The sequence below is a fragment of the Methanobacterium sp. genome (genome assembly GCF_016217785.1).
Taxonomy (GTDB): Archaea; Methanobacteriota; Methanobacteria; order Methanobacteriales; family Methanobacteriaceae; genus Methanobacterium.
Window position 1 is genome coordinate 105,787 of sequence record NZ_JACRGA010000008.1, and the last position, 7,041, is coordinate 112,827.

At 39.0% G+C, this 7,041-nt stretch carries 4 protein-coding genes, 1 tRNA gene and 1 pseudogene; 1 reads left to right on the top strand and 5 read right to left on the bottom strand.

The features are described 5' to 3' along the window. Nucleotides 1-33: 33 nt before the first annotated feature. The 4 genes from HY987_RS04205 to HY987_RS04220 form a co-directional block, all read right to left on the bottom strand. Nucleotides 34-1,263 (bottom strand): ATP-grasp domain-containing protein, encoded by a 1,230-nt coding sequence (locus HY987_RS04205; protein ID WP_292755967.1) that lies wholly within the window; start codon nucleotides 1,261-1,263, stop codon nucleotides 34-36. A 44-nt stretch (nucleotides 1,264-1,307) separates the two neighbouring features. Continuing rightward, nucleotides 1,308-1,379 (bottom strand) — tRNA-Gln (locus tag HY987_RS04210). Nucleotides 1,380-1,473: 94 nt separating this feature from the next. Then, on the bottom strand, nucleotides 1,474-2,148 hold the full coding sequence (locus tag HY987_RS04215) for a CRISPR-associated protein Cas4 (protein ID WP_292755968.1): 675 nt from the start codon (nucleotides 2,146-2,148) through the stop codon (nucleotides 1,474-1,476). A 251-nt stretch (nucleotides 2,149-2,399) separates the two neighbouring features. Then, entirely contained in the window at nucleotides 2,400-3,107 is a 708-nt protein-coding gene (locus HY987_RS04220) for a hypothetical protein (RefSeq protein WP_292755969.1), read from the bottom strand. Between the two features lie 294 nt (nucleotides 3,108-3,401). Here HY987_RS04220 and HY987_RS04225 point away from each other — a divergent pair, with 294 nt between their 5' ends. Further along, complete coding sequence (locus HY987_RS04225) at nucleotides 3,402-4,790, top strand: cation transporter (protein ID WP_292755970.1); 1,389 nt, start codon at nucleotides 3,402-3,404, stop codon at nucleotides 4,788-4,790. 834 nt (nucleotides 4,791-5,624) lie between these two features. Here the strand turns inward: HY987_RS04225 and HY987_RS04230 are convergent. Continuing rightward, a pseudogene (locus tag HY987_RS04230) lies at nucleotides 5,625-7,041 on the bottom strand (hypothetical protein); the annotation flags it as partial.

The following is a 7,041-nucleotide window of genomic DNA, read 5'->3' on the forward strand; positions in this document are numbered from 1 at the left end:
AATCATTAAATTCAACAAAATTTTAATAAGAATTCATTGATTTTCAACCTTCACCGAGTTGTAAACCTTACCAACCAGTTTTCGGGCCGTATATATTACATCTTCCCTTAATTGTCCTGAACTTAAAACTGTGACCAGGGGTTCTCCTCTTTCTATTATAACTCCAGGACGGGGTAGGTCACAAACTCCTGGGAAGTTTAGATTACCCACTGTTGATGATTGCAGTGCATGGACCACCATCTTAACTGCAAATCTATGGGGAGCTGGAACTTCTACCAGGTGTCCCTGGCATGCCTCAAGGTGGGCTTCAGCCATGTTCATACCCAGTGATAGTTCTGCACATTCAAATGTTCCCTGTAGTCGGGGGTTAACTTCAATAACATATAGTTCCCCATTTCTGGCCATGAAATCCACCCCATTAGAGCCAATTAGGGATAGATGAGTCACCACTTTTTGGGCAAGTTCGGAGATTTCCATATCACCAATGTAGGGAACGGTGTTCCCACAGTATCCAAAAGGTTCCATTTGCCCCAACTTGGTATCACCGATTATCTGGGTACTGGTGAGTATAGTCCTGGCTTCATCCTCGGTGGATAGAACTGATGCACTGATATTTTCACCATCAACAAACTCCTGCAGTATACACTCATCAGATGAAAGTTCTCGGATAATATTTGTAGGGTCTTTTTCAGGATCCATATCCTTTAAAAGCCCTAGATCAATGTTTTTCAAAAGTCCAATATTCTTATCATTCAAAAGTCCAATATTTTTATCTTCCAGAATTCTCACCCCGTAACCACCCGCTCCTGATTGGGGTTTTAAAATAAATTTTTTTCCAGGTGCATTACTGACAATTTCTACAGCTTCATGAATATCAGCAGGGAGGTATGTTTCTGGAACACGGAAATGTTTTTTAAGCTTTTGGTATAGGGAAAATTTATCTTCAACACCACCAATATCACGGTTTCCAATGATTTTATGGGAAGGGAACCAAGTAGGAGAGGAACCTGCGCAGCAAATTATCCCATATGCATCATCAACCATTTCCAGGGCCATATCCCTGATTAGCTGGGGGTTGAAGCGCTGAGTGAACTTACCACAGGAACTTTCTGGTTTTTGATCCAAAACCGATTGCACCCTATCTGCACAGGATCTTAGATCCATTGTTCCAAAATAATCAGAAGAGTAAACTGTATATCCTAACTTTTTAAGGGAGCAGGCCACGGCACGGGTGTTTACACCCACCAGAAGAATGTTTTCCATGTGATCACCCTTTAAAAGAATGTGATTTTCCTTTAGAATAAAAATAGTCCCGAGCGGAGTCGAACCGCCGTCGCCGGTTCCAAAGACCAGCAGGATTACCACTACCCCACGGGACTAAACATTAAAAAAGGCCGCAGTTGCAGCATTCTCCTTTTAGGCGGAGGTGATATTTAAAGTTATCTACATTTTATTTAAAGTGGATCAGATTGTTTAAAGTGACCCTGGCCTGGCTTTTTTATCGCATTTTATCTTCAAACGGCAGCTTCGGCATTTCCTAGGATTATTAGTGGGTATAAAATCCGTTTTCCCAACCAAAAGGTTCTGAACACGATTAATTAATGATACTATGTCTTGTTCCGCCTTTCCATCGAAGTATGCTGACCAGAATATGTTATCAGTTCCTCGCTCCCTTAGGGCACCAACGATCCTCCTTTCATCCTTAACCATATCCTGGAAGGCCAGGCAGTATCCGAAAACCTGGTTGATGGATGAGGAAAAGGCTCTCTTTCCAGGTTTATCATCAATGATTATGAATTCATCAGGAGTCATCCACACTTCATCAATGTATCCGCGGATACCATAACGGGATGAAATGACCGGGAGTTCCCGGGATAAGAGTTCTGCAGTCTTGGAAGTTTCAAGCATCTCTTCAAAGGTGGCTGGCTCTGCATCCTTCTGGAATTCCATCTCTAACCGGGTGTGTTCCTGGGTCCCTACCACCATGTTTCTGGTGGGTTTTACATCAATACCCTTAACATTCTCCAAGTATATGCTGTACTCACAGTATCCCTGTTTATTCAGCCAGCTGATGGGGAAGTTGTTGCACCCATCAATGATCATAACCTGCGATATTTCAGGATGGGGTTTAGATTTGGTTTTGGGCATAAAACCACCATTAATATATTATTAAGTTGTTTTTTTTGGAATTTGATTCCGTTAGGAGATTTACGCATATTAGGGGAACTTAAACGTTTCTTGAAACTTAATTTTATTTTAAAAAACTTTAATCGTGTTTTTGAAACTTGTGTAAAAATTAATTGATATGATAGATAAGGGATAGTTAATTACTTAAATGAATATTAAAAACTTAAGAATAATAAGTTAAGGGTAGGGTATTTGAAAAGTAATCAATAAGGTTACTCTTCTTTTTCTTCCTCTTTCTTGGTAAGGCGGCTTCTGAGAACTGTCCAAATATCCTTATCCTCTTTATCCTCATTTACATCCTTATTTTTAATATTTTCGTTATTTAATTTAATTTGATCCGATTTAACGGTAACATTTGTGGCAGGAGATGTTTTGTTCACTGGCTGTTGTTCCATTTTAAGTTTTTCAGTAGCTCTTCTTTCCACTTTCAAGGCACTGATCAGTTTTCGCCTATCACTTTCCAGGGTTTTGATCTTATCTTCCAGTTCCTTCTCCTTTTTGCGGGTTTTATTATGTTTGCTGAATAATTCTTTATAGGTTCTGGACAGTTTACTGTGTTTCCATTCCAGGTCGGCAAAATCAGCTTCATACTGGTCGAGCTTGCTTTCGTATTCATCTTTGTTACTGGAAAGATCCTTGAGTTCGCCGTTTTCATCCACCAAATCTGCCAGATCCTCCTGGGGTACGATGAACACTTCCATGCTGCAATCCAGGTTATCTGATCTTTTCAGGGGCACCAGATACTGGTTGTATTCATAGGTCTTCCTCTGGCCTCCCACTGTTTTTTTGGTCTTTTTCTTATAGCACTTGACCGCAGATTTGACTAGCTTCACCATGTAAAAAAACACTCCTTTATCTATATCCCTATTGGTAAGACGGTCTTTTATAGTTGATGATGAGCACACAACACTCCCAATCATTTAAATATTACAACCATTACTATTGCATTTTAAAAAAGTCCAAAAAGTTGTATTATCCATTATCTCCCTCAAAACAGGATAAAAAAAAAATTAAATTCATATATTTTTTAATCCCCTGAAAAGGGATTATTAAGTTAACATTTTATCATTAACCTCTTTGAAATGGAGTTAAGGCTCATCCGCCACCTCCTTCTAAAGATACTGAGACAATTAAGTTTATAGCAGAGTTATACATTATAATTAAAGAAGATAATTGAATAAAATAATTTAAAAGGAAAAAAATTGAGGTAAATTATGAAAACTGATAAAAACATCCTGGGATATGACCGGTTCCTGATGATGGCACTTCTCAAGGAAGGTCCACTCACACTGGAGGAACTGGATGATAAGACTATCCTATTTTTATCCCTCATCTGGTACCAGCAAGTACCTGAAAAAGGGGAACCACTAATGGAAAGGCTTTTTTTCACCTTATCCCATCTGAGGTCTGAGTTAGAAGATGAAAGAAAGGATAAAAGAGTGGGTAAGACTGAAGATGAATGTGCAAAACTTATTGATTATGGCTGGGTGAAGCTGGATGATGGACGTTATACCCTGACTGGAGAGGGCGAGAAAGAAGCCCTACAATTCGTTGAAAATATGGAAAGGAAGGCATCTCTGGTGCGGAAGGATTTCTTTAAAGTAGATGCAGCAGCCAAAAATACTACAGTATTAGACGGCTTTTTGGCTGTAATGAAATTAGGATCAGGGCTCGTCAGTGGAAGTGTGGGGCTGACTGCCGATGGTACCGATGCCACCATGGACACAATTTCTGCATTCATGGTATGGCTGGGAATCAAATACCACCGGGAAACTCTCTCAACTCTCCTGGTGATATTCGGACTATTCTTTGCCTCACTCAGCATTGGTTATGATTCTGTTACTCATCTTATAAGCGCCTTTTATGGGACACTGACCCCCATGGGTATGCCATATCTGGCTATAGCAGTAGAAGGAATAGCTATCATGGCAGCAGTCTTCTTATTCTATTACCAGCGCTACGTGGGAAAGGTGGATTCCAATCTAACCCTTATCTCCCAGTCAGTGGATTCTAAAAACCATATATTCATAGGTTTTTCCGTTATTGCCGGTGCAGTTTTCACGTTACAGGGAATTTTCTTTGTAGACTCTCTTATAGCATTATTCATCTCTATTGGAATATTCAAAGATGCTGTGGACTTACTCCGAGAAGCTATTTCAGCCCGTAAAGGAGAAGAAGAAGATTATTCCCAGTACAAACTCCCTATGGAGGAGTGCTGGGAGGATAACAAGATCAGAGCCTTCCAGAATTGGATACTCTACATACTGTGGACTGGTGATCGTAAAACCCAGAAAGAGATCATTGCATCACTAGAACAGGCATTCAACCCCAAAAATTACATTCCTGTACTTTCAGAGCTTAATGCAACCTGTTCTGAGGTTCATGATTTTGAAGGAGACTGGGAAAAAATGACTGGTCCCCTGAAGGAGCTGGAACTCCTGGCATTGGAAGATGAATATTTCCTCCTAACCGATAATGGAAGTCAGTACCTGAAGGACTTCATGCGTAATTTTGACTACTACGATGTCCACATGTCTGATACCATTTTGTTGGCCATGGCTGAGGATGAAAGCCTGCCACAGGAAGAATCAGGAAAAGAATAGAAGTTTAAAGTAGTTAGAATGGGAAAATTCCCCTCTCTATTTTTTATGTTTATTTAATATTCCAATAATGGTAGAGTTAAAAATAAAAAATGAAGCCAATCCAGGAAAACCCCAATACCTAAATCAACTTAAATTGAAGGTTTTAATGAATAAAAATACAATAAAATTCTAAATAAAATGTGAAAATTTAGTAATTCACTTTTAAATCCTATTTAAACTCTATTTCTAGATTTATTTGCTGTATGCACGATCTGTCTGTATTTAGTCCTTAAATATTCCATGTTTTCCTCGATAAGCTCATTAATAAATCTTTCAACACTCTCATCATCGAGAAAATCACGTATGTTATAAAACCGGGCCATAAAAAAGATCTCCTATTAACAGAACCAGTATTGATCTTGCAGCCTTATATATCTAATGGTTATTCCGGGGCGAATGCGAACTGTTCGGATTGATTAGGGGATGAATCTGGTTTTAAAGTTTCACTTAAGTACAATTATTCCAATATATTAGTTGATTAAAATACAATTGATGCCTGGAAAATGGAGTTTAGCTTCAACAACAGAATCATCTTCTTATTTTTTTAATTTAAGGTTAATTTAAAAAAAGACTAATTGAATAGCTACTTCGTAATATATACGAATAACGAAGTAAATATTCTTATTTAAATAACCCCCCCAAATGATTAAAAAAATGAATTCTAACTTATATTTACTCGAAAATAGCTAAATCAATTATTAGTTAATGGAATCTATGTATGCGAAATAAGATATAGTTGGAATTATAGCTGACGATTCCGGTGCCCAGCTATAATTCATCTTTGGTTAAAAGACTTCAAGGTTCCAATATGGGTATATTTTGAGCAGACCAAGACGTGACAGTAATAGAACCCGGCAACGTATCAGAAGACTTGTAGGCACTCAACACGCGGCTAAACAGATAAACTTGCGACTTATAACTGATTTTACCGAGGCCTATCCAGCCATATGGTGGTGCCTGATGATTATCGTTCATATAACCATTAATACGCTCTGCAAAGTCCACATAACTTGCCTGACTTAAACTACCTGAGCTTAATGATTCTTCACTGTAACTTGGAGCACTATCATCCTGCAACTCAATCGGACTACTGCTACTATCACCATTCAACTGAGATATAGCTTGTACTGCTAAATGCAAAAACTGTGCCGTGGAAACAGTGATTCCACCCACAACTACTGTGCCAGGTAATGTTTTAGTTGTTTCTATTGTATTTTTTAGCTCGACGGAAGCATTAACAATCTGATCCGAGGTGAATGAGGCGGGAGGGGTGTATACTATTGGAATGTTGCTAGCGCTCCATGGTTTCATGGTTACATGTACTGGTAGACTCCCAGTGCTGTTGTAGATAGTTAGAACTCGTGTGAATAGATAGACCTGTGATTGATAACTGATTTTTCCCAATCCGATAAAGCCGTAAGGTGGTGCCTGATGATTGTCATTCATGTGGTTGGTGATTCTTTGTGCGAAATCAACATAATCCGCCAGGGTCAGGGTACCAGTGCGGAGTGATTCTTCAGTGTATCCTGGTTTATCATCATTCTGCAACAAAATAGGATTACTACTCTTATTCTTTAATTGCACAGTAGCCTGCGTAGCTAAATGCAGGAACTGAGCAGTGTAAACAGTGACTCCATTAACAGTAACAGTATTTGGTATAGATTTGGTTGTTTCAATGGTGTTTTGTAACGCTACAGCAGCAGTAACAATCTGCTCCGGTGTAAAAGTAACCGGAGGCGTGTACAATATCGGAATATTCGAGGAAGTGAAAGGTTTCACCGTTACAAAGGAAGGTAAACTTCCCGTACTATTGTAGATGCTCAAAATTCGTGCAAATAAATAGACCTGTGATTGATATCCAATTTTCCCCAATCCAATAAATCCATAAGGTGGTGCCTGATGATTCTCATTCATATGATTAGCGATTCTCTGAGCGAAATCCAAATAATCTGCCATAGTCATAGTGCCAGTGCGAAGTGATTCTTCACTGAACCCCGGTTTATCATCATTTTGTAGTAAAATAGGGTTATTATTGTTGTTTTTTAGTTGGTTGGTGGCTTGTGTGGCTAGGTGCAGGAATTGCGCAGTGTAAACGGTAATCCCATTAACAGTAACAGTGTTAGGTATAGATTTGGTTGTTTCAATGGTGTTTTGTAACACTACAGCCGCAGCAACAATCTGCTCCGGTGTAAAAGTAACCGGAGGCGTGTAC

Bases quoted from the DNA above. Each gene is read 5' to 3' on its own strand.
- HY987_RS04205 (WP_292755967.1), bottom strand. From the start codon at position 1,263: ATGGAAAACATTCTTCTGGTGGGTGTAAACACCCGTGCCGTGGCCTGC.
- HY987_RS04215 (WP_292755968.1), bottom strand. From the start codon at position 2,148: ATGCCCAAAACCAAATCTAAACCCCATCCTGAAATATCGCAGGTTATG.
- HY987_RS04220 (WP_292755969.1), bottom strand. From the start codon at position 3,107: ATGATTGGGAGTGTTGTGTGCTCATCATCAACTATAAAAGACCGTCTT.
- HY987_RS04225 (WP_292755970.1), top strand. From the start codon at position 3,402: ATGAAAACTGATAAAAACATCCTGGGATATGACCGGTTCCTGATGATG.